This window comes from Pseudidiomarina sp. (genome assembly GCF_048268165.1).
Taxonomy (GTDB): domain Bacteria; phylum Pseudomonadota; class Gammaproteobacteria; order Enterobacterales; family Alteromonadaceae; genus Pseudidiomarina.
The window spans coordinates 1,195,195-1,221,850 of sequence record NZ_JBLWWA010000001.1; the positions used below are offsets into that span (position 1 = coordinate 1,195,195).

Annotated in this window: 28 protein-coding genes; 6 read left to right on the plus strand and 22 right to left on the minus strand. The window is 49.7% G+C overall.

The window, feature by feature from the left end; genetic code table 11:
• Positions 1–8: 8 nt before the first annotated feature.
• The 8 genes from hscA to suhB form a co-directional block, all read right to left on the minus strand.
• Positions 9–1,883, minus strand: a complete 1,875-nt coding sequence (gene hscA / locus ACN0UY_RS05710) for a Fe-S protein assembly chaperone HscA (protein WP_417665743.1) — start codon at positions 1,881–1,883, stop codon at positions 9–11.
• Between the two features lie 100 nt (positions 1,884–1,983).
• On the minus strand, positions 1,984–2,484 hold the full coding sequence (gene hscB, locus ACN0UY_RS05715) for a co-chaperone HscB (RefSeq protein ID WP_417665744.1): 501 nt from the start codon (positions 2,482–2,484) through the stop codon (positions 1,984–1,986).
• A 10-nt stretch (positions 2,485–2,494) separates the two neighbouring features.
• Positions 2,495–2,818 (minus strand): iron-sulfur cluster assembly protein IscA, encoded by a 324-nt coding sequence (iscA, locus tag ACN0UY_RS05720; RefSeq protein WP_128351317.1) that lies wholly within the window; start codon positions 2,816–2,818, stop codon positions 2,495–2,497.
• Between the two features lie 12 nt (positions 2,819–2,830).
• Positions 2,831–3,214 (minus strand): Fe-S cluster assembly scaffold IscU, encoded by a 384-nt coding sequence (gene iscU / locus ACN0UY_RS05725; protein ID WP_128351318.1) that lies wholly within the window; start codon positions 3,212–3,214, stop codon positions 2,831–2,833.
• Between the two features lie 15 nt (positions 3,215–3,229).
• Positions 3,230–4,444 (minus strand): IscS subfamily cysteine desulfurase, encoded by a 1,215-nt coding sequence (locus ACN0UY_RS05730; RefSeq protein ID WP_417665745.1) that lies wholly within the window; start codon positions 4,442–4,444, stop codon positions 3,230–3,232.
• Positions 4,445–4,469: 25 nt separating this feature from the next.
• Entirely contained in the window at positions 4,470–4,952 is a 483-nt protein-coding gene (iscR, locus tag ACN0UY_RS05735) for a Fe-S cluster assembly transcriptional regulator IscR (RefSeq protein ID WP_128351320.1), read from the minus strand.
• Positions 4,953–5,099: 147 nt separating this feature from the next.
• Positions 5,100–5,825 carry a tRNA (cytosine(32)/uridine(32)-2'-O)-methyltransferase TrmJ gene (trmJ, locus tag ACN0UY_RS05740; protein WP_417658800.1) on the minus strand — a complete coding sequence of 242 codons (726 nt, stop codon included), beginning with the start codon at positions 5,823–5,825 and terminating at the stop codon, positions 5,100–5,102.
• Between the two features lies 1 nt (position 5,826).
• Positions 5,827–6,627 carry an inositol-1-monophosphatase gene (gene suhB / locus ACN0UY_RS05745; RefSeq protein ID WP_417665746.1) on the minus strand — a complete coding sequence of 267 codons (801 nt, stop codon included), beginning with the start codon at positions 6,625–6,627 and terminating at the stop codon, positions 5,827–5,829.
• Positions 6,628–6,797: 170 nt separating this feature from the next.
• Between suhB and ACN0UY_RS05750 the strand changes: the two genes are divergently transcribed.
• A complete protein-coding gene (locus ACN0UY_RS05750) occupies positions 6,798–6,965 on the plus strand; it encodes a DUF3545 family protein (protein ID WP_128351323.1) in 168 nt (55 codons plus the stop codon).
• Between the two features lie 110 nt (positions 6,966–7,075).
• Here ACN0UY_RS05750 and ung read toward each other — a convergent pair whose 3' ends face one another.
• Complete coding sequence (ung, locus tag ACN0UY_RS05755; RefSeq protein WP_417665747.1) at positions 7,076–7,741, minus strand: uracil-DNA glycosylase; 666 nt, start codon at positions 7,739–7,741, stop codon at positions 7,076–7,078.
• Between the two features lie 92 nt (positions 7,742–7,833).
• Here ung and ACN0UY_RS05760 point away from each other — a divergent pair, with 92 nt between their 5' ends.
• Positions 7,834–8,619 carry a glycosyltransferase family 2 protein gene (locus ACN0UY_RS05760; RefSeq protein ID WP_417665748.1) on the plus strand — a complete coding sequence of 262 codons (786 nt, stop codon included), beginning with the start codon at positions 7,834–7,836 and terminating at the stop codon, positions 8,617–8,619.
• A 22-nt stretch (positions 8,620–8,641) separates the two neighbouring features.
• On the plus strand, positions 8,642–9,400 hold the full coding sequence (locus ACN0UY_RS05765) for a glycosyltransferase family 25 protein (RefSeq protein ID WP_417665749.1): 759 nt from the start codon (positions 8,642–8,644) through the stop codon (positions 9,398–9,400).
• 22 nt (positions 9,401–9,422) lie between these two features.
• Here ACN0UY_RS05765 and ACN0UY_RS05770 read toward each other — a convergent pair whose 3' ends face one another.
• From ACN0UY_RS05770 to ACN0UY_RS05790, 5 genes are all read right to left on the minus strand, one after another.
• On the minus strand, positions 9,423–11,438 hold the full coding sequence (locus ACN0UY_RS05770) for a S9 family peptidase (protein ID WP_417665750.1): 2,016 nt from the start codon (positions 11,436–11,438) through the stop codon (positions 9,423–9,425).
• Between the two features lie 232 nt (positions 11,439–11,670).
• Entirely contained in the window at positions 11,671–13,497 is a 1,827-nt protein-coding gene (locus ACN0UY_RS05775) for a DUF1302 domain-containing protein (protein ID WP_417665751.1), read from the minus strand.
• A gap of 236 nt (positions 13,498–13,733) precedes the next feature.
• Positions 13,734–14,606 (minus strand): hypothetical protein, encoded by an 873-nt coding sequence (locus tag ACN0UY_RS05780; protein WP_417665752.1) that lies wholly within the window; start codon positions 14,604–14,606, stop codon positions 13,734–13,736.
• A 285-nt stretch (positions 14,607–14,891) separates the two neighbouring features.
• Complete coding sequence (locus ACN0UY_RS05785) at positions 14,892–15,821, minus strand: electron transfer flavoprotein subunit alpha/FixB family protein (protein WP_417665753.1); 930 nt, start codon at positions 15,819–15,821, stop codon at positions 14,892–14,894.
• Positions 15,818–16,567 carry an electron transfer flavoprotein subunit beta/FixA family protein gene (locus ACN0UY_RS05790; RefSeq protein WP_128351331.1) on the minus strand — a complete coding sequence of 250 codons (750 nt, stop codon included), beginning with the start codon at positions 16,565–16,567 and terminating at the stop codon, positions 15,818–15,820. Before ACN0UY_RS05790 ends, ACN0UY_RS05785 begins: the two co-directional genes overlap by 4 nt.
• Before the next feature lie 129 nt (positions 16,568–16,696).
• Between ACN0UY_RS05790 and ACN0UY_RS05795 the strand changes: the two genes are divergently transcribed.
• Positions 16,697–17,101, plus strand: coding sequence for a SufE family protein (locus ACN0UY_RS05795; RefSeq protein ID WP_417665754.1), 405 nt, complete (start codon positions 16,697–16,699; stop codon positions 17,099–17,101).
• A gap of 7 nt (positions 17,102–17,108) precedes the next feature.
• Here ACN0UY_RS05795 and tcdA read toward each other — a convergent pair whose 3' ends face one another.
• The 8 genes from tcdA to rppH all read right to left on the minus strand — a co-directional run bounded on the left by tcdA (position 17,109) and on the right by rppH (position 25,181).
• Positions 17,109–17,867, minus strand: coding sequence for a tRNA cyclic N6-threonylcarbamoyladenosine(37) synthase TcdA (gene tcdA / locus ACN0UY_RS05800; protein WP_417665755.1), 759 nt, complete (start codon positions 17,865–17,867; stop codon positions 17,109–17,111).
• Positions 17,868–17,888: 21 nt separating this feature from the next.
• Entirely contained in the window at positions 17,889–19,205 is a 1,317-nt protein-coding gene (locus ACN0UY_RS05805) for a type II toxin-antitoxin system HipA family toxin (RefSeq protein ID WP_417665756.1), read from the minus strand.
• Positions 19,199–19,531: a helix-turn-helix transcriptional regulator gene (locus tag ACN0UY_RS05810; protein WP_417665757.1), complete on the minus strand. Its 333-nt coding sequence runs from the start codon at positions 19,529–19,531 to the stop codon at positions 19,199–19,201. Before ACN0UY_RS05810 ends, ACN0UY_RS05805 begins: the two co-directional genes overlap by 7 nt.
• Before the next feature lie 341 nt (positions 19,532–19,872).
• Positions 19,873–20,724 carry a thymidylate synthase gene (locus tag ACN0UY_RS05815; protein WP_417665758.1) on the minus strand — a complete coding sequence of 284 codons (852 nt, stop codon included), beginning with the start codon at positions 20,722–20,724 and terminating at the stop codon, positions 19,873–19,875.
• On the minus strand, positions 20,721–21,542 hold the full coding sequence (gene lgt, locus ACN0UY_RS05820; protein ID WP_417665759.1) for a prolipoprotein diacylglyceryl transferase: 822 nt from the start codon (positions 21,540–21,542) through the stop codon (positions 20,721–20,723). The genes ACN0UY_RS05815 and lgt overlap by 4 nt, the downstream gene beginning before the upstream one ends.
• Positions 21,543–21,545: 3 nt before the next feature.
• Positions 21,546–22,337, minus strand: coding sequence for a sulfite exporter TauE/SafE family protein (locus ACN0UY_RS05825; RefSeq protein WP_417665760.1), 792 nt, complete (start codon positions 22,335–22,337; stop codon positions 21,546–21,548).
• Between the two features lie 9 nt (positions 22,338–22,346).
• The gene (gene ptsP, locus ACN0UY_RS05830) at positions 22,347–24,620 is read right to left on the minus strand and encodes a phosphoenolpyruvate--protein phosphotransferase (RefSeq protein ID WP_417665761.1); all 2,274 of its coding nucleotides are present in this window, start codon (positions 24,618–24,620) and stop codon (positions 22,347–22,349) included.
• A gap of 45 nt (positions 24,621–24,665) precedes the next feature.
• A complete protein-coding gene (gene rppH / locus ACN0UY_RS05835; RefSeq protein WP_128351342.1) occupies positions 24,666–25,181 on the minus strand; it encodes an RNA pyrophosphohydrolase in 516 nt (171 codons plus the stop codon).
• Positions 25,182–25,238: 57 nt separating this feature from the next.
• Between rppH and mutH the strand changes: the two genes are divergently transcribed.
• Together mutH and ACN0UY_RS05845 are read left to right on the plus strand one after the other, a co-directional pair.
• The gene (mutH, locus tag ACN0UY_RS05840) at positions 25,239–25,949 is read left to right on the plus strand and encodes a DNA mismatch repair endonuclease MutH (protein WP_417665762.1); all 711 of its coding nucleotides are present in this window, start codon (positions 25,239–25,241) and stop codon (positions 25,947–25,949) included.
• Positions 25,942–26,637 (plus strand): DUF2982 domain-containing protein, encoded by a 696-nt coding sequence (locus ACN0UY_RS05845; RefSeq protein WP_417665763.1) that lies wholly within the window; start codon positions 25,942–25,944, stop codon positions 26,635–26,637. Before mutH ends, ACN0UY_RS05845 begins: the two co-directional genes overlap by 8 nt.
• The last annotated feature ends 19 nt before the right edge of the window (positions 26,638–26,656 follow it).

The window sequence follows — 26,656 nt, forward strand, 5'->3', positions numbered from 1 at the left end:
TTTTGCTTTTATAATTCGTCGACTTTCGTGCCGGAGAGTGCTTTGCGAATGCTGGCGTCCATGCGACGCGCGGCGAAATCATCGCTGGCTTTGTCTACGGCTTCAATAGCTTGTTCAATGGCTGCAACATCTGTGCCGCTTCGAGCCACGCGAAGTTGCTCCATGGCGGCATCCAGGGTTGCGCGCTCGTTCTCGTCAAGCAGTTTGCCGTCTGCGGCTAAGGCACTGCTAAGCGCCTCGATAACGCGGTCGGCTTCAACTTGCTGTTCACGCAACATGCGCGCCGCCATGTCTTCTTTGGCGTTGCTCATAGATGCTTCAATCATTTTAGTGATGTCATTATCACCCAAACCATAGGAAGGTTTCACCTGAATTGATGCGCTCACGCCGGTTGATTTTTCCATGGCGGTAACACTCAATAAGCCGTCTGCATCCACTTGGAAGGTTACCCGAATGTGTGCGGCACCAGCTGCCATGGGTGGTATATCGGTCAACACGAAACGAGCCAAACTACGGCAGTCATCGACCAGCTCACGTTCGCCCTGCACCACATGAATCATCATGGCGGTTTGGCCGTCTTTAAAGGTGGTGAATTCTTGCGCTTTTGCGACTGGAATCGTGGTGTTGCGCGCAACGACTTTTTCTACCAAGCCGCCCATAGTTTCCAGGCCTAGCGAGAGTGGAATTACATCCAGCAACAACATGTCAGAGTCAGGTTTGTTACCGGCTAGAATGTCAGCTTGAATGGCAGCGCCTAAGGCTACTACTTGGTCTGGGTCAATGGAGGTTAACGGTTCGCGACCGAAGAATTCGCCAACAGCTTCGCGCACACGTGGCACGCGGGTTGAGCCGCCAACCATCACGACATCAAGTATTTCATCGGCACTAACTTCGGCATCTTTCAATGCGCGGCGGCAAGACGCTAAGGTTTTGCGCACCATAGGTTCAATCAATTCATTAAGCTTGGCGCGGGTTAACGTGAGTGCATCGTCTTCGCTGGCTGAAGAAGGCCGATTGATGACCACAGATTCAGCTTCCGTCAGCTGTTCTTTCGCCGCTTTGGCTGCATTGATCAGATCACGTTCATGGCGCGCATCAACATTCTCGGGCAGTGACCACTGCTCTTTAAACCAGTTAACGATGAGCTGATCAAAGTCATCCCCGCCAAGGGCGCTGTCACCACCGGTTGCCAGCACTTCGAATACCCCACCTTGCAATCGCAAAATGGAAATATCAAAGGTACCGCCACCTAAATCATAAACCGCAATCAAGCCTTCACGGCCTGAGTCGAGACCATACGCAACCGCTGCTGCGGTTGGCTCATTCAATAGACGTAAGACTTTTAAACCGGCAAGTTGCGCAGCGTCTTTGGTGCTTTGGCGCTGTGCGTCATCGAAGTAAGCTGGCACGGTAATCACCACGCCAGTAAGCTCACCACCTAATGAGGCTTCAGCGCGTGCTGCCAAGGTACGCAAGATATCAGCAGAGACTTCTACTGCGTTTTTCTCGCCCGCGGCGGTATGGAATACCGGCACGCCATTGTCGGTTTCGCTCATGCGATACGGCAAGTTTGAGAAGTTTTTCTGCACGTCGGCAATGGTGCGGCCAATAAAGCGCTTTACAGAAACAATGGTATTCTGTGTTTCAATGCTCTTGTCGGCGTGTTTTGCCAGGGCTTCGTTACCGGTAAGAATTTCATCGGCACCGTAATAAACCACGGACGGTAAAATGGCGCGATCTTCTTGATCTTTGAGTACTGCGGCTTCGCCACTACGCACGCTCGCCACTAATGAATTGGTGGTGCCCAAATCGATGCCAGCGGCAAGGCGATGTTGGTGCGGGGCGGTGCTTTGACCTGGTTCCGCAATTTGTAGTAAAGCCATTTAAAACCTCAAATTCGTTATTCGTTGTTAGTACGCTTCGCTGTTCGTGCGCTTCGCTGTTCGAATAGCGCACAAGCGCGGACGAATAGCGTAGCGAACGTTACTCGAGTTTGTCTTCGATTAAATCGAGTTCGTGATGCAGCTTGTGCATGAATTTCAGCTTGCGTATCGCAATGGCGGCGTCTTCATTGGCACCCGCTTCAAGGTGTTGCTCAAGCTCGCCTTGCAACGCATTCATTTGTTCTTGCAAGTCTTTGTAGGCGTTATCAAGCGCCTCCAAGTCAGTGACTTCTTCAATGCGTTCGCGCCATTCCATTTGCGCCATTAAAAAGTCAGGGTCTTGCAGGGTGGTTTGTTCGTGCGCCAAATCAATACCGCGTAATTCCAGCAAGTACTCAGCGCGCGAGAGCGGTGAGCGCAAGGTTTGATAGGCATCGTTCAGCTGTGCGGTACGTTGCACGGCACGTAATTTTTCGCGTTCACTGCCAGTGGCAAAGCGATCAGGGTGCAGCGTTTGCTGCAATTTGCGGTAGCGCTGTTGCAATTCCGCCGCATCTAAAGAGAATGCGGCGGGCATATCAAACAGTTCAAAATGATTCATTGCTTGCCTGTTATACGTTGAAGCTTTCTCCGCAACCGCACTCGCCTTTGGCGTTTGGATTACGGAACTCAAAACCTTCGTTTAGGCCTTCTTTGACAAAGTCGATTTCGGTGCCATCAAGGTACACCAAGCTCTTGCCGTCGACGACAATGTTCACGCCGTTGGCTTCGATAATCGTATCGGTATCGTCCACTTCGTCAACAAATTCCATCACGTAGGCGAGCCCGGAGCAGCCGGTGGTTTTAATACCCAACCGAATGCCCACACCTTTACCGCGTTGTTCTAAAAACGAGCGGGCGCGATGCGCCGCCGCTTCAGTTATGGTAATTGCCATCTTATAACCCGATTACGCTACGTGTTTCTTTTTGTAGTCAGCAATTGCTGCTTTAATTGCGTCTTCTGCCAAAATTGAACAGTGAATTTTCACTGGTGGCAATGCAAGTTCTTCAGCAATTTGCGTGTTTTTCAACTGCTCAGCTTCGGCAATTGACTTGCCTTTAACCCACTCGGTAACAAGTGAGCTTGAAGCGATTGCAGAACCACAGCCGTAGGTTTTGAATTTTGCGTCTTCAATGATGCCTTCGGCATTAATTTTCAACTGCAATTTCATAACGTCGCCGCACGCTGGTGCGCCGACCATTCCGGTTGCGATTGACGGATCATTTTTGTCAAACGCGCCTACGTTGCGCGGGTTTTCATAATGGTCGATTACTTTTTCGCTGTATGCCATACCGTGTTACCTCTCTTAGTGTGCGACCCATTCGACTTTACTTAGGTCGACGCCGTCTTTGTACATATCCCAAAGGGGTGACATGTCGCGTAGACGACCAATAGAATTTTGAATTTGCTTAATGGCGTAATCCACTTCTTCTTCAGTAGTAAAGCGGCCGAAGCTGAAACGGATTGAGCTGTGTGCCAGTTCGTCGTTGCGGCCCAAGGCGCGCAATACGTACGAAGGCTCAAGGCTTGCTGATGTGCAGGCTGAACCTGAAGAAACCGCGAGGTCTTTCAGCGCCATAATCAGGCTTTCGCCTTCAACAAAGTTAAAGCTGATGTTGAAGATGTGCGGCACAGCGTGTTCTTGATTGCCGTTAATGTACACTTCTTCGATGTCTTTTACGCCATTCCATAAACGGTCGTGGAGCATTTTGAAACGCTCAAATTCTGCGCCCATTTCTTCTTTGGCAATGCGTGCAGCTTCACCGAAGCCGACGATTTGATGCGTTGGCAATGTGCCTGAACGCATACCACGTTCGTGCCCACCACCATGCATTTGTGCATTTAAGCGTACCCGTGGCTTACGACGTACATACAATGCGCCAATACCTTTCGGGCCATACATCTTGTGGGCTGAAATGCTGAACATATCAACTGGTAGCTTTTCCATATCCACTTCAATTTTACCGGTGCTCTGCGCGCCATCAACGTGGAATACTGTTTTGTTTGCACGACACAGGTTACCGATAGCTTCGATGTCTTGAATCACGCCAATTTCGTTGTTTACGTGCATGATGCTAACCAATACGGTGTCTTCACGCAGGGCAGCTTTGAATGCATCAAGGTCAACCAAGCCGTCTTCTTTAACGTCTAGGTAGGTTACTTCGAAGCCTTCGCGCTCCATTTGGCGGCACGTATCCAGCACAGCTTTGTGCTCGGTTTTAACCGTAATGATGTGCTTACCTTTCTTGCTGTAAAACTCAGCCGCGCCTTTAATGGCTAAGTTGTCTGATTCGGTAGCACCCGAGGTGAAGACAATTTCACGCGGGTCCGCATTGATCAGATCAGCAATCTGATTACGGGCGATATCAATCGCTTCTTCAGCTTGCCAACCGAACCGGTGCGAACGCGATGCAGGGTTACCAAACTGACCATCTGGGGTCAGGAATTGCATCATCTTTTCGGCCACGCGCGGGTCAACCGGCGTGGTTGCTGCGTAATCAAAATAAATCGGTAATTTCATCAAGCTACTCCTCTTGCCAGACTGCTTACTGGCTCAATGCAATTTGGTTTTCGCGTTTTTTCTGTTCGGAAATTAAGTTGTTTTGACGTAAGGCCACGCGGGCAATGTCTTCTTGCTTGACCAGTTCTGCCAAACTAATGTTGGCGAGAAAGTCTTCAATACGCTCACTTAGGTCGGTCCAGAGTGAATGCGTTAAGCAACGGCTACCGCTTTGGCATCCGCCTTTGCCTTGGCAACGTGTGGCGTCAATACTTTCATCAACGGCTTGTATTACGGCGCTGATGGAAATTTGGTGCGACTCAAGGCCCAACCGATAACCGCCACCTGGGCCGCGCACACTGCTAACCAGACCTTGTTTACGCAGGCGCGCGAACAATTGTTCAAGATAGCTTAAAGAAATACCTTGGCGTTCTGAAATATCTGCCAATGGTACTGGACCATTTTCTGTATGAAGCGCGACGTCGATCATAGCGGTCACGGCGTAGCGGCCTTTTGAGGTTAAGCGCATAGCGGTATTGCCTCCTTTGTCTTAGGCCTTAAGTGTGCCATTCCCGACTATTTTAGTCAAGTATTCACTTGAACGGCAAAGTCGATATTAGCTATTGGATATTAGCTATTAGCGGTAATGGCTACTTCTTCTAATATCCAATATCTTTTAGCTAATATCGTTTTTGTTTTTCTTATCAATTGACGTCAAAATGCCGCGCAGGATATTCAGTTCCGCTGACTCAGGGCGAGCGCGGCTAAACATTCGGCGTAGCTTCGCCATAACCTGACCGGGGTGGTTTTTAATGATAAACCCGGTTTCACCGAGAGTGTCTTCAAGGTGCTGGTAAAAGCGTTCCAGGTCGCCAGCCAGCGGATAGTCCACGTCACTGACGGGTGGTTTGGCATCGGCTTCTAAGAACTGCATGCGCACTTCATAGGCCAGTGTTTGTACCGCCATGGCCAAATTTAATGAGCTGTACTCAGGGTTTGATGGTATATGCACGTGGTGGGTGCATTGTTGCAGCTCTTCATTGGTTAAACCGCTACTTTCACGACCAAATACCATAGCCACCGGATAATTCGGTGCTTCTGCCAGTACTTTTGCCGCCGTTTCTCGTGGGCCAAGCAATGGCCAATCCAGCGTGCGGTTACGGGCGCTGGTTCCGACCACCAAGCCACAATCTTGAATTGCTTCTGGTAAGGTTTTGACGATTTTTGCTTGATGTAACACATCCGTAGCACCGGCTGCCAATGCCGAAGCATGGCTGTCAGGCGCTTGTACTGGATCAACCAAATACAAATCGTTTAGTCCCATGGTTTTCATGGCACGCGCGACCGACCCGATGTTGCCGGTGTGGCTGGTGTTGACTAAGACAATACGAATGTTGTTCATGTTATTTTAAGCTTGCTGGTAAATGTGGACGCGCAGTAGTTAGCAAATGTTGCACAACTTTCGGGTTGCCCGCAACCACGTTGCCGCTGGTCATAAAGCCATGGCCACCAGCGAAATCAGTAACAATACCGCCCGCTTCACGCACCAATAACTGGCCTGCCGCAATGTCCCACGGCTTCAAGCTAAATTCCCAGAATCCGTCAATGCGGCCATTAGCTACATAGGCAAGATCGAGCGCTGCAGAACCGCTGCGACGCATGTCTGAGGTGTACTCGAACAGTGATGCAAACACGGCCATGTAGTCTTTGGTCATGTCTTTACGTTTGAATGGGAAGCCAGTTGCTAATAACGCGCCGTTAAGGTCACGTTGTTTGGTGGCACGTAAGCGTTTGCCGTTTAATTGTGCGCCTTGACCGCGTGAAGCACTAAATAGCTCTTCGCGCAGCGGGTCATAAACAACGGCTGCTTGCACCACACCTTTGTGCAGGTATGCGATAGAAATTGAGAAATGCGGTATTCCGCGCAGGTAATTGGTGGTTCCATCAAGCGGGTCAATAATCCACTGGTGGTCTGGCTCGCCGCCAACCACTTCACCACTTTCTTCCGCAAGGAATGAGTGCTGTGGGTAGGCTTTTTGAATGGTGCGAATGATGGCACTTTCAGCCGCTTTGTCGAGTTCGGTCACGAAATCGTTTTGGGTTTTGGTTTGAACATTCAGATCAACCTCAACACCAAAGTTTTTGACTAAAATTTTGCCGGCCACACGCGCTGCGCGCACCGCTATGTTTAACATCGGATGCATACCAATTACCTGTACTGTGAAAGAACGATTTTGAGGGCGCGAATTATACGCAGCTTACAAAGTTTAAGCAAGAATTACCCAAGTGAATGGATCTGTTCACTTTTTACCCATACCGTGTTATAACGATGTTGCGCTAATTTAGAATAACAACACAAAAGCCGGAGGGTCCCATGGATCATTCACAAGAGCTAAAACAAGTTGAATCTAAGTCGAATAAAAAAGGTGCCCCGCGTAAGTGGCGTGAAATTGAAACGCTGAAAGAAAAATATCGTTTACGCGATGAACTGCAGGATATTGATTTCGAGTTCGATGCCGAACTCGATAGTTTGGAGTTTTAAATTCGTTACTCGTTGTTCGTGCGCTTCGCTGTTCGTCCGTTCGGCGATGCCTCACTATTCGATATTGGTTTTTCCGAACAGCGCGAAGCGCGCACGAACAGCGAAGCGTACTAATAACGAATAACGCCCTTGCCCTGCTCTGCCAGCAGCTCGTTGGTGCGGCGGAAATGCCCTGCGGTGAGAAACCCGCGGTGCGCCGACAGTGGCGATGGGTGAACGGTTTCCAACACATGATGGCGCTGGCGATCAATCAGCGCCCCTTTCTTTTGCGCATGCGCGCCCCAGAGCAGAAATACCACCCCGCTGCACTGTATATTGATTTGCTCAACCACTTTGTCTGTAAACGTTTCCCAACCCCAACTGGCATGCGAATGCGCCTTGCCCTGCTCAACTGTAAGTACGGTATTTAACAACAGCACGCCTTGTTTGGCCCAATGCTCCAGATTGCCGGATTTTGGTACCTGATACTCTGGATAGTCGTGCTGGATAGCTTTAAAGATATTACGCAACGAAGGTGGATGCTTGGCACCGTCGGGCACTGAAAAGCACAAACCATGGGCTTGGCCGGGGCCGTGATAGGGGTCTTGCCCTAAAATTACCACCTTTAAGTCAGGCAAAGGCGTAATTTTGAACGCTTGGAATACTTGCTCGCTGGGCGGATAAATGACTTTCCCTGCATCGCGTTGGTTCTGTACACGCTGCAAAAGATCAATAAAGTACGGTTGCTTTTTTTCTTCGCTGAGCAAGTCGCTCCAACTTAATGCCTGTTCTGTCATTTACCGACTAACCTTTGTATTATTAGTAGTTCATACTATGCATGTATCCTAACACTGTACTAAATTGTTGTACCAATAAAAGAGAGCGCCCAATGAGTAAGCCCTACCCGCCAATGAGTGTGTTTGTAATTACACTTAATGAAGCCGAACACTTGGATGAAGTTTTAGCGAGTGTTCGTGGTGTTGAGGAGATTGTGGTTATTGATTCGGGCTCTACCGACGGTACCCTGGAGATTGCTAAAAAGCATGGTGCACGTGTTGTTCACAACGATTGGCCCGGCTACGCCAAGCAAAAAGCTTTTGGTATTGAGCAATGCACCCACAATTGGGTGTTGAACTTGGACGGCGACGAAGTGATGCCGGAAGGCGGCTTGCAGATGATTCGCGAGCGCATCGCCCAAGGCGATATCAATGGTATTTGGATACACCACGATGATATTTTTATGGGCCACAGCTTGAAGAAAGCGCGGCATCACAAATACCGCCGGGTGTACCGCAAAGATCGTAGCCACATGGACACTTCGGTACGAGTGCATGAGCACATTCACGTGGATGAGCCGACCGCCTATCTGCCGATTTATCTAAAACACTACGGTTACGATTCCGCGCACGGCTACATGGACAAGCTCAACAAATATTCACTGCTCAAGGCTGAGCAGCGTATAGAGCAAGGCCGCCCATGCAGCTTGCCGCGCTTGTTACTGATTTTTCCACTGATGTTTTTAAAGTTTTATCTGGGCCGTCAAATGATTTGGTCCGGCTGGCGGGGGTTTATTAAAGCCAATATTGATGCGTTTCATTTCTTTTTAACCGAAGCGAAACTTTATGAAATTCAATACCGTCAAAAGCAGCAAAAGGGTACACAAAAAAATGAGTAGTTGATGTTCATGAGGGGGTGCTGTGAATCCATTTATTCAGCCAAATTTCAAGATATTTGTTATCAACTTAGCTCACTCCACTGAGCGCTGGAAGCATGTTTCACAGCAACTCGATAGGCTTCACCTGCCGTACGAGCGCCTTGATGCCGTGAACGGCAAATTACTCACGGAAGCTCAGATTAATGCCGTATTCTCAACCCAACTTGCCGATAAGCATTTCCATTATCGCCTCACGCGCGGCGAGATTGCTTGTTACCTTTCACACCTTAAAGCCTGGCAAAAGATTGTAGATGAAGGGCTAGATTTTGGGATTGTCCTTGAGGACGATATCACGATCAATGCGCTATTTACCGAGGTTCCAAATAGCATCGCCACCTTTAAAGCAGAGTGGGATTTCATCAAGCTTGCAGCGCCCTTTAAAGACCAGCCCTACGACGTTATTGAGGCGGGTACTCGCCTTCATGTTGTGAGCTACCGACGCAAGCCACCTATGGGTGCTTGTGCTCAAGCCGTAAGTTCTTCGGGTGCGCGGCAGTTGTTAAAGTTGCGTCCGCCGATTTTCCGTCCCGTGGACGTTGATTTGCAGTGGTCGTACGAACTTGGCATTCGGACGTTCGGGTTGGTGCCTTATACCGTTGATAATACTCATCAACACAGCAGCGATATTTTTGCGGTCGAAAATAGGCACCATGCGCGTAAAAGCGGTTGGCGGCGACTGAAGCATCAAGTTGGCTTGTATTTTGATAATAAAAAAGCGCGACGTAAAACGCCGCGCTTGTAAGGTAAAGTTTACCCTATTGCGTTTATTCGTATTTGCCAAACCAATGCAGAATATACGCAACTTTTGCCATTAGATTTGATGGGCGCCCAGCGATGCCGTGCGGTGCATCCGGTACGCGCACCATAGCGGTTTCAACACCCGCTAATTTCAACGCTTGGTAATACTGCTCAGATTCTGAAATTGGTGTGCGGTAATCTGCCTCACCGGTTAACAGCATGGTTGGTGTTGTTACATTACCCACGTAGCTAATCGGCGAATACTTCATGTAATGTTCCTGGTTCTCCCACGGTAAGCCTGGGAACCAGTATTTGGTGAAGTAATTGTACATGTCAGCTGTGAGCACAAAGCTGTACCAATTAATCACCGGCTTCGCCACAACTGCTGCAGCGAAACGATCGGTATGGCCGACAATCCAAGCGGTTAACACACCACCGCCGCTACCACCGGTTACATACAAGCGTTCTTCATCAATAAAGCCTTTTTCAATAACCGCATCAACACCGTCCATTAAGTCGGTGTAGTCATTGCTTGGGTAGTTGTGATGAATTTCTTGTGCGAAGTCTTCACCGTAACTGGTGCTGCCACGCGGGTTGGTATACAGCACCACATAACCCTTGGCGGCCATCAACTGTACTTCAGCTGAGAACGAGCCTGCATATGCAGTGTGTGGCCCGCCATGGATTTCTAGAATCAGGGGGTACTTTTTGGTTGGGTCAAAACCTGGCGGATACGCAATCCAACCTTGAATTTTCAAGTCGTCATGGCTTGATTCGTACCAGATTTCTTCAATGCGGCCTAATTCTTTGTGAGCCAAAGCGTCGTCATTCAGTGTGGTTAACTTGCGTTTGAGTTTGCTGGTTTGCAACATCAAATCAGCCGGACGGTATGGGTTAGCCATGGTGAACACTAAGTCACCGTCGGCGCTGACATCAAAGCTACCACCGCTGTATGGGCGGGTATAACTTAAACCGCCCATGGCGTCAGTCAGTACGCGGCGATTGCCGCTTAGGCTTTGGTAAACGATGTTGCCCTTACCGTGCTTGTCGTAGCTAAAGTACATACCACGGCTATCCGCTGCCCATTTGATGTCACTTACCGAATAATCAAGCTCGGTCGACAATAGTTTCGGCGTGCCTTTACCGTCTAAGTCCATCACGTACAACATGGTATTTTGATAGCTCATGTACTCGTCATCGTAGCCAAGCCACGCGAGCTTTTTACCATCGGGGCTTACTTGCGGCGAACGATCTGGGCCATTACGGTCGGTCAACTGGGTGATAGCGCCGTCAGCCACTGCAACTTGGTACAACTCTGAATTATTCGGTTGATCAAAAGCATCGTCGCGACGGTTTGCCGAGAACACGATGCTTTTACTATCGCCTGTCCATGTGAGCTGGCCACCATGATGATACGCGTCTGTGGTTATCTGACGCGGCGTACCGCCACTTGCCGGTATCACATAAATCTGAGTATAGCCGTCAGGTGCAAAGCCAGAACCGTCAAAGCGGTAGTTATCTTTATCAATGTAACGCGCAGGTTCAGCCCACTCGGCACCTTTAGGCTTGCCAGGTAAGCTGACAGGCGCAGGGTTGCTGCTTGGTGTGAACATGGTAAATGCTAACCACTTTCCATCTGGAGACCAAGTTAAGCTGCTTGGGTTGCCAGTTAAGCGCGTTACGGCTGCGTCTTCACGGGTGTCGGTCCAATACAAATGAATCTGGTTGCTACCTGAGCGGTTCGATACGAACGCCAAGGTTTCTCCGTCTGGCGACCAGGTTGGCGAATGGTCATTTGCTTGCCCACCAGTTAACGGACGTAATTCACCTTTGTTATCAACACGCCATAAGTTACCTAAGCGACGGTCACTCATGATGTCCATATAGTTGCGAACAAATACGGTGTAGCCGCCGTCGGGATGGATAGCCGGTTGGCTAGCGTATTCCAGTTGGAACACGTCTTCGAGCTGTAAGGCGTTGTCAGTGGCAGCGTAGGAACTGCTTGCGACCAAAGCCAAGGTGAGTGTTAAGAGTTTTTTCATAAATTGCCTCAATCGTGATTCGTGATTCGTACGCTGCGCTGTTCGTCCGTGCTCCGCACTGTTCGTCTAGTTTAAAGATAACGAAACTATGAAAAACAAAAAGATAAACCCGCCGAAGCGGGTAGATAATGCGTCAAGTTACACAGTCGAATAGCGGAGCGCACGAAGAGCGCAGCGTACGAACCACGAATAGTGTAACGGACAAAAAAAACCCGCCGAAGCGGGTTTTTCCTTAGAAGCTGTAGCTGAAGCTTACCGCTGCGAAATCGCGGTCATCAGCTGGGTCAAAATCAGCACCGTCGGTAATGTTGTAACCAACGCCGATTTTGTATTTGCTCAAGTAGCTGAAATCAACGCTCAAACCTAAGGTGCGACGACCTTCAATGAAGTTTGAGTTTGCTGAGTAACCTTTCACATCGTGACCAAACGCGATGGTTGGGGTCATATTCCAGCCTGAGAATACGTTGTTGTAGTCGCCCACGATGCGAGCACGATAGCCCCACGAGGTTGACGTTACAAAACCTTCACAGTTGATGTTTGACGTAGCTGAAGGGTTACCTAAAGCAGCTTGGTCAGCAACAGTTAAACATTTGCCGAATACTGGGTTACGACCATAGCGTTGCTCATCGAGCCCTGCTAAGCCATGTACTTTGCTTACCGCTACTTCACCGATAAAGGTGATACGGTCAGCGCCCAATGCACGGTCATAGAATTTAACACCGGTTAACTGCCACTGGGTTACGTCATATTCGTCATAACCTTCCTGCAATTCACCTAAGTTGGTGATTGCGCCCGTGTCGTCACGCAAGATGCGGTTCGAGAACGTGCTTGGAACGCCTGCGCGCAGACCAGCTGTCAAGATTTCAGTGGTGTTGATTTGTACTGGCATGTCTAAACGGTGGCTTACTTCACCACCTACAGACCAGTCACCGATTAAGGTTGATGCGCTGAAGCCAAAGATTTGTTGGTCTTCAGGGAACTGCAACACATAGTCAGGACCCGCAATTGGAATACCATCTGGATGGCTCAATGCTGGTGTTGGCTGTTGTTGCCAGTTGTACGCAGAAATAATTGGCGTCTGCGTATGGATATTCATAAAGTACGCACCAAATTCAGTGTCGATACTTGTTGCGTAGTGACGCAATGCTAAACCGTACTGACCTGCATCATCAGGTTCAATATCTGGACGACGCTCAAGGTAGGTGCCGAACTGAATTGACTCGCGGTCGCTCAAGCTTGAGCTTGGGTCGCCAGGTATTAAGGTTGGGTTCAGGGTAACTTTATTACAGCCTGGACCACCTAAAATATCTACAGTTGAGAAGAAGGTACCACAACCATCAAGTTTGTAGTCATCCCACTCGTACTGATAGAACATGTCCAAGCTGGTTTCGTTGGTTAAACCAATGTTCAGGTTCAACATGCCAACTGGCAATAATGCTTCTTTAATTTCAACGCCCGGACGACGAATCGCGTTCACGTCGATAGGGTTAACGGCGTTAATACCGTTAAAGATGAATGTACTTTCACCCCAGCTAAGCACCTGACGGCCTAAACGGACGTTGGCAGGCATGTCGCCGATGTCAAAGTAGGCATAAACGAATGCATCAAGCAGTTCAAAACCAGAACCGGTTGAATAGTCGTCTAAACCATCGTTATCTAGGGTAACATTAGGGAAGTAATTTGTTGCAGTGTGGCCATGCGCGACTTCTTCGTTTTTAATGACGTCGTCATACCAATATTTGAAACGGATAAATGCGCCGTAGTCGCCACCATCGATGCTCAGATCGTGAACACCTTTAACAACAGACGAAACCATGTCGCCGTCGTCATAGTTTAAGTTACCGTCATCGGCAACACCGGATTGACCAAGACCACCTTCCATATTGCCTGGGTGGATAAAGCGCATATCACGCTCTTCCATACGCCATGCGGCACCATATGAAATGATTGAGTCGAACTTAACGCGGAAGTCACCTACTTCAAACTCCGCTGCCTGGACGCTTGCTGTTCCTGCTAATGCCAGCGTAATCGCCGACGCGATAGGTAATTTTTTTAGCATAGTTGTTCTTCTTTTCATGTTAGCCACCTAATCCGATTAGGATGTTATTGGTTCAATCATGTCCGATGAGTTACAAATATGCAAGTGATTCGTTAGGAAAAAATGCGTTATTCGTTAGCCGTTATTCGTTCAACATAAAAAATCTCCGAGCACTATGTAATGCAACGGAGATTTTATATTTTCGAGCAATGAGGCGCAGCCGAATGCACGAGTAACGAATAACGAATAACGGTCTTTTATAGATGTCGGAGAAGTGCGCCGTGATCGCGGTTACTCATAACGCCATCTTGGCGCAACTGCTTGGCCAGCTCGCTCGCGCAACTAACTTGGGCACCTTTGCTTTTGGCATCGGCGCCGCAGGCTTGCAGCTTGTCCGAGATTGAGCAGCCGACGACGTCTACAACATTCTTCACGCCAGTGTCGTTCGTACCGATAACCACAGTTGTACTGATATCAGAAGCTGGGCAAGCGTCGACATCGTCCAGGATGCCGTCGGCGTCGCTATCCTGCGTCAGATAGTTAATTTCGGTAACTGAGCCGCTTATATAAAGCGCATCATCACCCACGGCTGTTTCCACGCTCGAAAACAAGGTTGCGTTCACGTACCTCGGGGAGCTTACGAAGCGTGGAAACTCAGCCGTCGATTCAAACAAGCTTTGATTAGGCCCACGTAAATTCAAATTGAGCTGGCTATTAAACTGATCTTGGCTAACTCCGGTTAGCGTCCAGCTGGCGTAGTTTGCCATGCGGCCAAAATCAAAATATAAGGTGTTCGTTGGTTGAGTTAACTCGGCAACTTTAAGCGGCTGACGAACGGCAATTTCGTTGCCTTGTGCGTCGAATATCGTCACTTTCACTTGGCTTAATGCATCAGTGTACTGACGCCAACTGCTTGCACTGTACATAAGTGGCATGCTTGGCTGTTGGGTAATCTCGAGCAGGTAATGCCCAGTTGTATACTGTTCAACGCCAGTTGGGGTAAAGCTATAGCCGTAGCTGATTTGGCCACGAACTTCTACGGTTTCGGCATGCACAGATGGCACGCTCATCACAGTCAGGGCGGTGGTCAGGGTCAATGCTGATAGTGACTTTGTTAGTGTTATTTTCATGCCTTGCATCCTCGAATGTAAACGACGATATATGATCATTGACGTATACGGATGTTATAGCAACGGTAACTGGAGCTGTCTATGTACTTTGCAAAGTTAAACAAATGCAAAGGCGTTATTCGTTATTCGTGCGCTTCGCTGTTCGTGCGCGCTGCGCGCTGTTCGTTAAATAAAAAAATCTCCGTGCACAGAGTGCAACGGAGATTTCATGGAAGTCGAACAATGAGGCGCAGCCGAATGGACGAACAGCGAAGCGCACGAAACACGAACTACGCTTTTCGTCTTTTAAAGCTTTTGCTCTAACTCAGGCAGTACATCGAATAAGTCAGCCACTAAGCCGTAATCAGCAACCTGGAAAATCGGTGCTTCCTCATCTTTGTTAATGGCAACGATAACTTTTGAGTCTTTCATGCCCGCCAAGTGTTGGATGGCACCGCTGATACCCACTGCAATGTACAGTTCTGGTGCAACGATTTTGCCCGTTTGACCAACTTGCATGTCATTCGGCACGAAGCCTGCATCAACTGCAGCGCGCGATGCGCCTACTGCTGCACCAAGCTTGTCGGCAACTTTTTCCAATAAGTGGAAGTTTTCGCCGTTTTGCATGCCGCGGCCACCTGAGATAACGACACTTGCTGCGGTAAGATCTGGGCGTTCTGATTTCGCCAGTTCTTCGCCAACAAACTCAGACTTGTCGTTGTTAACCACGTTATCCAGTGCTTCAACGCCGGCATTACCGCCTTCTGCGCTGACTGCATCAAATGCTGTTGCACGTACGGTAATAACTTTTATCGCGTCTTCTGATTGCACGGTCGCAATTGCGTTACCTGCATAAATAGGACGCTTAAAGGTATCGGCGCTTTCAACCGCGATGATGTCTGAAATTTGCGCAACATCAAGCAGCGCAGCAACACGCGGCATAAAGTTTTTACCGGTGGTGGTTGCTGGTGCCAAAATGTGACCGTAGTCTTTGCCTAAATCGGCAACCAACTGGCCAAGATTTTCAGCTAAGAAATGACCATAAGCGGCATTGTCGGCAAGCAATACTTTGCTTACGCCTTCAGCTTTTGCGGCTTCGTCGGCAACTGCTTGGCAGCCTTCGCCAGCAACTAATAGATGAATATCGCCACCAATTTGCTTCGCCGCAGCTAAAGTTTTTAGCGTGGCTGGATTTAGGGTTGCGTTGTCATGTTCGGCAATAACGAGAATGCTCATATCACTTTTGCCTCATTCTTAAGTTTTTCGACCAATTCTGCGACATCTGCTACTTTCACACCGGCGCTGCGCTCGGCAGGTGCTTCAACTTTAAGTAGCTTCACTGTGCGCGCCACACTCACACCCAATTCATCGGGGGTGGTCACATCAAGCGGCTTTTTCTTTGCTTTCATAATGTTTGGCAACGACGCATAGCGTGGTTCGTTCAAACGTAGATCGGTGGTTACGATTGCTGGCAACTGTAACTTTACAGTTTGCAAACCGCCGTCAACTTCACGGGTTACGTTCACGCTGCCGTCGGCAACATCAACTTTCGATGCGAAGGTGCCTTGTGGCATGCCGGTTAATGCGCCCAGCATTTGGCCGGTTTGGTTGTTATCTGAGTCAATCGCTTGTTTGCCCAAGATAACCAGTTGCGGCTGTTCTTTTTCAACCACACCTTTTAGCAATTTAGCAACCGCCAGTGAGTCTGGTAATTCATCGGTTTCTACCTGAATGGCGCGGTCTGCGCCCAGGGCTAAAGCGGTACGTAATTGCTCTTGCACGGCTTTCGGGCCAATGCTCACAACCACCACTTCGTCAGCGATGCCTTTTTCTTTTAATCGCACTGCTTCCTCTACCGCGATTTCACAGAACGGATTCAGGGCCATTTTCACGTTGGCCAGATCAACGTCTGAATTGTCCGCTTTTACGCGAACTTTCACGTTGTAATCAATGACGCGTTTGACCGCCACTAATACTTTCATGTTGTGGTTCCTGTTGTTTGAGGTTCGGTTCAAAGTAAACTGAGACCGTGCAAGATTAACATTTTTCGCAGCAAAAATGGTACTCTTACGGCCGTTTTTGTTGACCAGTGTGAATAATTAAGGAATTTCATGGGTGGTTTTATGTACGGCGTGATGACTGAAACGGATCTAGCGGCAATGCGCCAGCAATTAGGCAGCCGTGAAAATCGGATGCGCTATCTCGTGCAGCTTGCCAAGGCCGCACAGGTACCTGCTGACTTTCGTACCGCCGAGCATGAAGTGTTTGGCTGTGAAGCGCGCGTTTGGTTGCAAGCCGATTGGCATCATGATCAGTTGGCATTAACCGTCGATAGTGGGTCGCGCGTGGTACTGGGACTGCTTATGGTAATTCGGCAGGCTTTGCATGGTGCGCGGCGCAATCAGGTCAGCGCATATTCCCTTGATGAACATTTTGAGGCACTCGGCCTTTCCGACTTTGTTACCTCGTCGCGACGCAATGGCTTACGTAATGTTGTTACAGCCATTCAAGCATAACGTACCGCTAGAGCTTCTTCAGTAACAGGGCAACGGCGTGCATGGCGAAGGTGGCGGTAACCGGCATGGCGGCACCGAAGCCTGTGGCACAGTCCATGCGCATGCTGCCCGCGCCCGGCTTAGCGTGATTCCATTCGCCGTCAGCAGTTGGGTAACGTAATTGCTCGGCGGAATATACTGCCGCTACACCGAAGTTACGTTTGGGGTTCTTCGAGAAATTGTAGTCGCGTCGCAACATGTAACGTACTTTGGCCAATAACGGGTCTTGGGTGGCTTTGGCTAAATCGCCTGAAGTGACTTGGCTTGGATCGACCTGCCCACCCGCGCCGCCACAAGTAACCAAAGGCAACTTACGGCGCTTACACCAAGCAATTAACGCAGCTTTCACGGTAACACTGTCAATTGCATCCAGTACTGCTGTGACGGGCTCACCAAGGCATTGCTCAAGATTATCTGCGGTGAGAAAGTCATCGATAACACGCACCTGGCAATCAGGATTAATGTCGCGCACCCGTGCAGCAAGCACTTCAGTTTTCAGTTGGCCAACAGTACTCGTTAGTGCTGGCAGTTGACGATTGATGTTGGTGACGCACACGTCGTCAAGGTCAATCAGTGTCAGCGCACCAACCCCTGAACGGGCCAGGGCTTCAACAGCCCACGAGCCGACACCACCGAGGCCAATTACAGCTACGTGGTGATGTTGAAAACGCGCCGCAGCCGTTTGGCCGTAGACGCGTTCGATGCCAGAAAATCGTTGTTTTGTCATAGCGGTGGATTTTATCACGGGTTATAGATCAAGGCGAAGGTTACCCTGTATTTCAGTGATCAAAACCTCAGGCACATGGTGCTCGCGTGCTCGTTGTGGCCATTGTGCGACGGCATCGATGGTTTGTTCGACAATTGCGTCTATCTTTTTGCGAGTGAACAAGGGGCTAACTTTTTCCAGACTGTAAAAATCATCACGGCTGAAGTTTTCGCGCTTCCCATTCAATTGCATCCAGTGTTGGTTCACCCATTTGCTGTCGGGCTTGTAGCTGTAGGCCAAATCATAGGCTGGTGCTAACTGCCAACGTCCTTTGTCGAGCAAGAATGCAAAGTTCTTGGCATGGTCATCATGATTGCGAGCCACCACGTTAAAAACCATACGCCGAAATAGCTGTTCTGCTTCGACCGCCGATAACTTCAATTGCCGTGCGGTTGCAAACAGTTCAGCGTAGGAATAGCTACCAGGCCGTTTATAATCGACGTGCGCCAACCCATTCAAAGTTTGCACGTGAAGCTTTTCATTGTGACGGCGATCAAATCGCTGCGTAAGAAAATGCCTGCGGTTGCCTTCATCCAATAAATGGCACGGCATCATGTTTATCTCACACTGCTGCGCCATCAAGTAATACACATACTCCATAGCGCCATAACCTTGCGGGTCGCCAAAGGTTTCGTGGGCAGTGCTGCGCTCACTCACACCATCAAATTTCATCAAATAATGGGTAAAGCCTTCTGGCGCATCGGTTTGGCCCGAGCATACCTGACTGAAATCGGAATTAAATGCCAGTACCGCCTTTGGGCGTGCACCACCGGCACTCATACCCACTGACAATAATGCCAACATGGCTTCACGGTCGGCTTGCCCGGGCGCTGTGAGTTCCACATGAAAGTTTGCGCGGTTATTCAGCACCTCTTGAGCTATCTCAATTAGCTGGGCAATTTCAACTTGCTGCGACGCTTCGAAGCCTCGCATGCGCGTGGCTGGGCGGTATTCCAGCGCGCCCATGCCGCGCTTACCGGTATATTGCAGCCGTTGTAACGGCGAGATGTCAGCCGGCTGTTTACCTTGACTGGCCACCCACGCATTCAACACAGCATTGCCAAAATCATCCGGCAGGGAATCCGCAACGAGCCCCGGCAGCCCATGAAATGTTTCAAAATTCAGTTCTGGAAAATTGTAGATGCGTTTGCGTAGCGGCATTTTTAACGGCGCCAGCTCAATGCCTGTATTCAAGAATGCCGGAGTGTATTCGAACGCGCCAAGCCCCTGCTCTGTATCAAAACTGAGTGCGCCCACTTCGTGTTCACGATACCAGACACTGACAACTTCCATTACCATACGGATGGTTCCTCAATCTCTTCATCACCCTGCTCACGGCTGCCGCTTGCTCGCATACGCTGTTTGCCGTGCAGCTTGCGCAGTTGTATAGGTGAAATGGGCTGTGGCGGCAGAAAATTCTTCAGCTGGTCCGTTAAATCAAGTGCAACCAACAACGCTAAAAAATTCTCGAGCTGCGCCTGCCCTTTTTCGGCATTAAGTACGATTTTACGCGACACGCCTGCGCGCTTGGCGAGTTCTGCCTGCGTGATGTTGGCGTTCAGTCGAGCCTGCTTGAGCCGATCGCCGAGTTCTTCGGCCCATGCGGCTGGGGAAAGTGGGTTCATTTGTTCGTTACTCGTTATTCGTTATTCGTTATTCGTTATTCGTGGTTCGTGCGCTGCGCTGTTCGTACGCTTCGCTATTCGGAAAACACAAACCAAAAAAAACAAATAAAGTTACGTTACTGGCACTTTATAACAAAAACACATAACCAAAGTGCCAATAAAAGGATATTAGAAAGGATAGAACACAACAAAGAAAAGTCAAACAAAACCCACAAAGTCCATTTTATCGCACTTAAAAACATAAAATGCCAAACAAAGCACCATTTTATGCACCTTATACAACCTAACTTACAGCGAACCAATAACGATTAACGAATAACGACGAGCGAAGCGTACGCTCCTCAAACACTAAACGGATACGCAATCGCCGGATGATGCTCATACCCATGCACTGCAAAATCATCCATCGTCACCCAAGTTTCCAAGTCTTCCAGCGACTTGATGTCTGGGTTGATTTCTAATTTTGGTGCGGCGAATGGCTCACGCTTAAGCTGTACGTCGCGCATAAGTTCGAGTTGGTCTTCGTAAATGTGGGCGTTCACGATTTTATGATAGGCCACGCCAGCTTTGTGGCCGGTAATTTGTGCCATCAGCGCTAAGAAGGTGAATACTTGCACTTGATTGAAGTTAAGGCCCAACGGTACGTCACATGAACGCTGATAGCTGGTTAAATAGAGCGTGTCACCCAGCAGCGAAAAATTATGTGTGTGCATGCAGGGGCGTAAGCAACCCATGTGGAACTCACCAGGGTTATAGAAACTGATAATTTCGCCGCGATCGTCAATGCCCTTTGTAAGGTTATCAACTACCTTGCGTAATTGGTCGATTGTGCCACCGTCTGGCTTAGCCCATGCACGGCCTTGCACGCCATACACACGCCCCATGTCGTCTTCGCCTTTGCGATGGGGGTTCGCTAACCAAGCTTCGTTAAGGTTAGCGTTGGCATTCCAAGTGGGGGTGCCGATTTTCCGGAAATCTGCGGCGCTGGAGTAGCCTCGAATGTAGCCAATTAATTCGGCGATTGCGGCTTTCCAATAGCTTTTACGGGTGGTGATAAGCGGAAATTCATTGCGGTCAACGCGATAGTCTAAATCTGCATTGATAACCGTGAGGCAACGTTTACCGGTGCGCTGGTTTTCAACCCAAACGCCCTCGTCCACAATTCGCTGGCATAAATCTAAATACTGTCTCACGCTCGGCTCCCACGCTTATATGCAAATACCATCAACAACGCACCAATCAACACCATAGGTGCAGATAACCACTGCCCCATTGACCAGCCAAAGGCTAACAACCCAAGATGCGCATCAGGCTCACGGGCGTACTCAACCACAAACCGTGCTAAGCCGTAGCCGATTAAGAACAAGCCGCCAATAGCGCCTACTGGGCGTGGTTTGCGGCTGTACAGCGCCAAAATAACAAACAGTACAAAGCCTTCAAGTAATGCTTGATACAGCTGCGATGGATGACGCGGTAATGGCCCGGCTGCTGGAAATATCATGGCCCACGGGACATCCGTAACACGGCCCCATAACTCGCCGTTGATAAAGTTACCAATGCGGCCAGCACCTAACCCAACCGGCACCAACGGAGCGATAAAATCACCCACGGCAAGCAACGACTGTTTGGTTTTAGCAGCAAATATCCACAATACGGTAATCACACCAAGCATGCCGCCATGAAAGGACATGCCGCCGCTGGTGATATCAAAGAGGTATAAGGGGTTTTGCACAAAGTAATCAAACTGGTAGAAGATTACATAGCCAACGCGGCCGCCAGCAATCACGCCCATGAACCCCCAGAAGAGCAGATCGCTGAAGCGTTTTTCGGTCCACCCCTGCGCGGCGTGATGCGGTTGCTGGCACTGACGGTTACCCCACCACCATGCAAACAGAAAGCCGACAAGGTACATCAACCCGTACCAACGCAAATCAAATGGCCCGATGCTAACGATAATGGGATCAATGTTGGGGTGCACCAGGTAGTCTGTTTGCGTGAACGCTGATTGCATGAATTATCCTATAACCAATTTAAGTGAAATAATGACTAAAAATATCGCGAAGCCGCGTTGCAAATGCTTCACCGGTATACGTTGCGTGAGTGCAGCTCCTAATGGGGCACAGAGCATTGAGGCTATGGAGATAGCCAACCACGCCTGCACGTGCACATAACCAAACAGACCTTCGCCGCCTTCCAACTGCTGCCCCAGCACCACAAACGCGATAACTGCGCTTAAACCAATGCTTAAACTGCCCACCGAGGATACCGCAATCGCTTGGCGGATAGGAACCCTTAACCGCTGCAGTAACGGCACCGTTAACGAGCCGCCGCCAATACCGACTAACGCTGACAGTGTGCCCATACCCGTGCTAATTAAAGCCATCAGGCGTTTCGACACGTCAGTGAGCGGCTCACCACCGCGTTGTGGCACCAACATACGTAATGAAAGCAACATCAGTACCACTGCGAAAATGCGTTGTAACCAGTCGGGGTGGAGCAACGTGGCCAGCCAAGCGCCACACACGGCACCAACCATCAACCCAGGAATAAGCCGGCGTACCCAGAAAAAACTGACCTGGCCGTGCTTCAAATGCGAGCGCGCCGAACTTAAAGTGGTCATCACAATGGTGGCCAGTGACGTCGCAACGGCCATCTGCACCACTAAATCAGGAGCAACGCCAAGCAGTGGTAACAAGTAAATCAACAAGGGGACAATCACCAGGCCGCCGCCAATGCCGAGCATACCTGCTAACAGGCCTGCTACCATGCCTCCGGCTAAACACCACAACCAGCCTGCTAAGAGCACTTGTTCTCCTTAACCACCTGCACGCACGAAGCCACCTAAACCGGCGTTTTCGAGTGCCATGATAACTTGCTGCCGCACTTCGTGGGGCGAACGCGCCGCGAGTGAACGTTGCAATACCTCGGTTAAATCATCGGCCGCAATGTGGCGGATGATCCATCGAATACGATCTATATTGTAGCTGTTCATGCTGAGGTTCCGGTAGCCCATGGCAAGTAGTAATAGCGCACCACCCGGCTCACCAGCCAACTCACCGCATACTGACACAGGCTTATTAAGCCCATCGCAACGGTCGATAATTTGCTTCAGCGCATGCAGAACGGCTGGATGAAACGCATCGTATAAACTCGCGACCCGCGAGTTGTTGCGATCTACCGCCAGCATGTATTGAGTTAAGTCGTTGGTGCCTACCGAAAAGAAATCAATTTTATCGGCGACGCAATGCAGCTGATAGATCATAGCTGGCACTTCAATCATGACACCAATTTGCGGTTCAAATAATTGTTCATCAACACTGCAGGCGAGCTCTTCAGCCACTTCATGATAAGCCTGATGAATCATTCGCACTGACTCATCGACTTCTTCCGCACTGGTTATCATCGGCAACAAAATACGCAGATTATTGCGCCCCACGGAGGCGCGCAGCATGGCGCGAATTTGCATTAAAAAAATTTCTGGATGATCAAGTGTCATGCGAATGCCGCGCCAGCCCAAAAACGGGTTTTCTTCGTCCATGGGTAAATACGGCAGTGGCTTGTCACCGCCAACATCCAGCGTACGCATTACCACGGGTGCACCACGAAACTGCTCTAACACCTGGCTGTACAGCTCTTCTTGTTCGTCTTCAGTTGGCAGCCGTTCGCGCATCATAAACGGGATTTCCGTGCGGTACAGCCCTACTCCATGTACATTCAAATCATTAAGCCAGTCGCGCTCGGTGTTTAAGCCGACATTCAAGTTCAGCTGCACTCGCACGCCATCAGTTGTTTCGGCCGGTAAGTCGCGCGCTTGCATCACTTTTTGACGCAGCGCCAGCTCTTCTTCCGCTAATTGGCTGTATTCATTCTCGACTTGAATGGGCGGGTTAACGAACACGTCGCCGTTGTAACCATCAACAATCAGCGTTTCGCCACTGACTTCATTGAGCTGAATGTTGTCCACCCCCAATACTGCCGGAATGCCCATGCTGCGCGCCATAATGGCTGCATGGGAATTGGCGGAGCCGCGCAGCGACACCATGCCAATAATTTCGGCTTGGGGTAGTTCAGCCAGCATGGTGGCAGTGACTTCGTCGGCCACCAAAATACATTGAGCCGGCGGGTTCAGGTTGCGCACTTCGCGGTTTTGCAGATGCGCCAGTATGCGGTTACCTAGGTCACGAACATCGCTCGCGCGCTCACGAATGTATTCGTCATCGAGGTTTTCAAATTGATTAACCAGTTGCTCAACCACTAGCTTCAACGCGGTTTGCGCGCGCCAGCCATCGTTAATGGTTTGCTCCACTTCTTGCCCTAAACTGGCAGAGTCCATCATGGCGTGGTACACGTCAAAAATTGCCAGGGTTTCATCGGCCACGTGACCCTTCATGCTGTCGCTAATGGTCAGTAATTCTTGACGGGTGCGCGCAACGGCGGCACGAAACGCGCGAATTTCATGTTCCGGCATGGTGCTGCGTTTCGGCGTCACCTCGCTTAAACGTGCGGGCGGCTTGACCACAAATGCTTCACCAATGGCTACGCCTGGCGCGGCGGGTATCCCTTTGATGGTTTGCAGCCAAGGTGACTGCTTGGCGGTGCGTAAAAAGCCTTTCGCTTCCGCATGCGCAATAACCACCGCCAACTGTGCAGCCAAAGTGACCACAAAAGCTTCTTCATCACGGGTAAACGCGCGGGCTTGTTCTTGTTGCACGGCAAGCACGCCGAGCACCCTGCGGCGATGGATAACTGGGGCGGCCAACATGGCTTTGTAACGGTCTTCGACCACGTGTTCAAGCTTTAAAAATGCTGGATGGTCGGAAGCATTGGCAATATTTAGAGGCTCTTCGCGGCTAGCAGCCAGGCTGATAACCCCTTCACCAAAAGGCACATGGATGGGTTCATTGGAACGAATTTCGAGGCCGTCGGTAGCCGCCAAGGCAAACATTTGCTGCTCGTGGTCGGCTAAATAAACAGTGCAGGAATCTGTTTTTAAGGCCTCTTTTACTTGACGCACCATGGTTTGCAGCGCCAGTTCAAAATCTGGCGCTTGGTTCACCGCTTCCACAATGCGTTGCAGTATTCGGAGCATAGCCTGCCTTTAGTTTTTCTTACTCAACCTTTCTTACTTAACGATTCAAGAACGGCGGCGGCGTGGGGGTCTTTGTCGGCGTTGAAACGGGGCCATAATGACCGAAGAGAACTCTTTCAACACACGACGGTATACTTCCCGTTTAAACGACACAACTTGTCGCACCGGGTACCAGAAACTGACCCAACGCCAGTCATCAAACTCGGGATGCGACGACTGCATAACGTTCACATCTTTCTCATCACATTTTAACCGCAGCAAAAACCATTTCTGCTTCTGACCGATACAGGTTGGCCGTTGTTCGCGTCGCACTAAACGTTTTGGTAACCGATAACGGAACCAGTTTCGGCTAGTGTAGATAAGTTCAACTTGTTCGGGTTTTAGCCCTACCTCTTCCCAGAGTTCACGGAACATAGCTTGTTCAGGTGTTTCACCGTCATCTATTCCACCTTGTGGAAATTGCCAGCTATGTTGTCCGAATCGACGCGCCCAAAAGACTTGTCCCTGCTCGTTGCAGATAATAATTCCCACATTGGCGCGAAATCCTTCTGCGTCTATCACGCGAGCGCCCTCATAAATTCGACATATTGCTTGGATTTTTCCATAATCGCGGCATGAATGAAAGGATTAATCCGTTTAGACGAGGTAATTGTGCAGCTTAAGCAGCTCTTTGAAAACGCTAGCGCCCTAGCCGGTATGAGCTTTGCCGAATTAGCGGCGCGCCAAGGCATGTCGGTACCTAATGATTTGCGCCGCAACAAAGGTTGGGTGGGCCAGTTGCTGGAAAGCGCTTTAGGTGCAAGTGCGGGTTCGCAAGCGCTACAAGATTTCCCTGAACTTGGTGTGGAGCTAAAGACGATTCCGTTGGATGCTGCTGGCAAACCACTGGAAACTACGTTCGTGTGCACTACCCCACTGATTAATATTCATAATTTAACTTGGGAAACCAGTAACGTGCGCAACAAGCTGCAATGCGTATTGTGGATACCGATTGATGGTCGCCGAGACGTTCCGCTGGCAGAACGCACCATTGGCACTGCGTTTCTTTGGCAGCCTAGCGCCGAACAGGAGGCGCAATTACGCGCTGATTGGCAAGAACACATGGATAAAATTGCACTTGGTGACATTGACTCAATTAGCGCGCACCAAGGTGAGGTTTTACAACTGCGCCCGAAGGCCGCGAACAGTCGGGTACTGACTGAAGCCATTGGCGCAGACGGCAAAATCATAAAAACCTTGCCACGTGGTTTCTATTTGAAGACGCAATTTACCTGGCAAATCATTTGCTCTACCTTTGGGCTCGAAACGGCGCCAGCACCCCATGACTGATACCCAGCCGCGCGAAGTACTAATCAGCCCACATACCCGCGCCAACGGCATTGGTTTTAGCGCCCTTGGTGTTGTCATTTTTGCGGTGACCATGTTCATGTGGTTGGTAGACGCGCCAATACCTAAGGCCGCATTCGGATTGCTCTATATTGCCAGCGCGGTGTTAATATTTTTGGGCAGCGCGAAGGTGTTTGAACCCGCGGTAAGTATGAAAATTACGCCAGCCACAATTTCCTACTTACATGGCCGCGGTAACTGGCACATCACGTGGGAAAATATCGTGCGTTTTGATATTCCGCGCACCCATCGCGGCTTAGACATTGAAGAACTGCCCTATATCGGCTTTCGATTACATGACATTGAGCCCGTATTACATGCTATAACACCGCGTCTTGCGGTATATTTATTAAGTGAGCAACGCCACCTGCTGGTAGTCGCTTTACGTCACGAACGCCCAGAACTGAAAGATTACTCCACGTACTTCGAAGTTCCAGATCGCTATAAAGCTGCCTCAGGAAAAGAATACCGAGGTGTACAGGCGATGTTCGCGGTACGATGTCAACACTTTCGCGACATATTAGGTTATGATCTATTCATTCCTGCGGGAGCACTTGATCGCCCAGCAGATGAGTTCTTGCATTTCTTGCAGCAATTGCAACAGACAAGAACCTTGACGAATAACGAATAACGAATAACGAATAACGAAT